This window comes from Aquimarina algiphila (genome assembly GCF_007489275.1).
GTDB lineage: Bacteria > Bacteroidota > Bacteroidia > Flavobacteriales > Flavobacteriaceae > Aquimarina > Aquimarina algiphila.
In genome coordinates, this window is record NZ_VLNR01000157.1 from 1 (window position 1) to 1638 (window position 1638).

The 1638-nt window shown below is 31.0% G+C and carries 2 protein-coding genes; both read right to left on the reverse strand.

Translation table 11 applies throughout. The annotated features are described in order from the left end of the window. Positions 1 to 309 precede the first annotated feature (309 nt). Positions 310 to 813, reverse strand: coding sequence for a hypothetical protein (locus tag FOF46_RS30755; protein WP_066315021.1), 504 nt, complete (start codon positions 811 to 813; stop codon positions 310 to 312). Positions 814 to 1023: 210 nt separating this feature from the next. After that, complete coding sequence (locus tag FOF46_RS30760; protein WP_143919239.1) at positions 1024 to 1491, reverse strand: hypothetical protein; 468 nt, start codon at positions 1489 to 1491, stop codon at positions 1024 to 1026. Between the last annotated feature and the right edge of the window lie 147 nt (positions 1492 to 1638).

Here is a 1638-nt window from a genome sequence, read left to right on the forward strand (position 1 = left end):
GAGTGATTTTTTCATTGCTTTTTTACTTTGGATCGGATACAAACCACTGCAAAAATTCTCAGTTCACACGATCGAGGTTCGTCCGCAGACAGGTTCAGATTGCGTTTTGCTTTTCAGATAACAAGTATGTGCCCTAACGCTGAATATATGAATCGGAGCAGGGCAAGTAAGCTTAAACCAATCGATTTATCTGCGCATTTTTATTTCTTGTACAATTTATAAAAATTTAGCGCCACTACAAAAAGGAAATGACCTTTCGATTGGTACCAAACTTTGCTCTGATTTTATATATAATGTTAACATTAGTTTTTATTCAATAGTAGCCCATTTCGTTTTCACTTTTGAAGTTTCCATCTCACTAACCATTGCATTAATTTCTTCTTTAGACATACCTTCAGTCCACTTTAAGATATCTGCATATTTTTGTCTCATAATCCCAGAAGTACTTATAATTGCAACCCATCCATTTGGTTGATTGTCTAAAAATTTTGATGCTCCATCAGGATTATTGAAATCCGTTATTTGTTGATAAATTGAGTGTATTTGAGCATAAACGTTGTTGTCTATTATAGTTAGAAATTTTGAGTCAGTCCAATGCTCTAATTCTTTGACATCTCCTTTGTCATTTTGTAATTTCAAAGTCCACCCGACTCTTATAGGGTTTCCATTTTGAATAGCCGTTTTTAAATCATTAATATTCCCTGATATTACTTCACCATTAGCATCAGCTTCATATATTATTGAATATTTATTTTGACTAAAAACAGATGTTGATAATAATGAGATAAAAAGATATAAGAAGTAAATTTTCATTTTTCAATATTTGTTTTTTAATTTTTTCAAATTAATGTTAACGTTTTGTATATGTGTCGTAGCAGAGCAAAATGTTACCTGCTTTTCGATTTTTCTGCGCATTGGTTGCTAACTTTTACTTTCTGCAAGCACTGCGCCTTACCAAAAATACAATCACCACTGGATTGATCACTTTGCTGCTATGATCACATATATGGTGTTGTGGCCAGTTTATTTATTTAATCTTGTTATCATAATCATAATATTCCAGAGAGAGAATAAGTCATTTCCTTTTTTCGTAATAAAAATCGTTTCTTTCCCGTCAAATTCAGTGACTAACAATTCGCGTTCGTTGTGTTTTTTATTTTTTTTGAGTTTAGTTTCACCAGCTTCTGCTTTTTCGAAATATTCTTTCCGATTTTTAGAATCCACATCTTCAATTGCATCTAATTTTACAGAGTTGAGTTTTGTTCCATCATACCCAATAATTCTTTTTGTTCCTAATGCTGTCCAATTATTCTTTGAATCCGTAAATAGTAAGATTATTTTTCCGCTATCTTTTTCGTCAAAATGATTTAAGTATTTCATTTTGACTTCGTCAGTAAAGTTCTCAAATAAAAATACATTTTTATTCGGCAGATTATGTTGAGAAGCTCTCCACTTAATTCTATCTTCTATAAATTCGACTGTTTTTCGCATTCAGTTTAATTGGCTACAACGGTCTAAATAAACACACGTTTTAATGGTGTTTATTTTTTGTTAGACACAGGTAAAAAATATTATTTAGTTTTAGAAATCACTTTTTCATAGAGTAAAGAAGAGAATAAAGAGTCCTTTAAATTACTT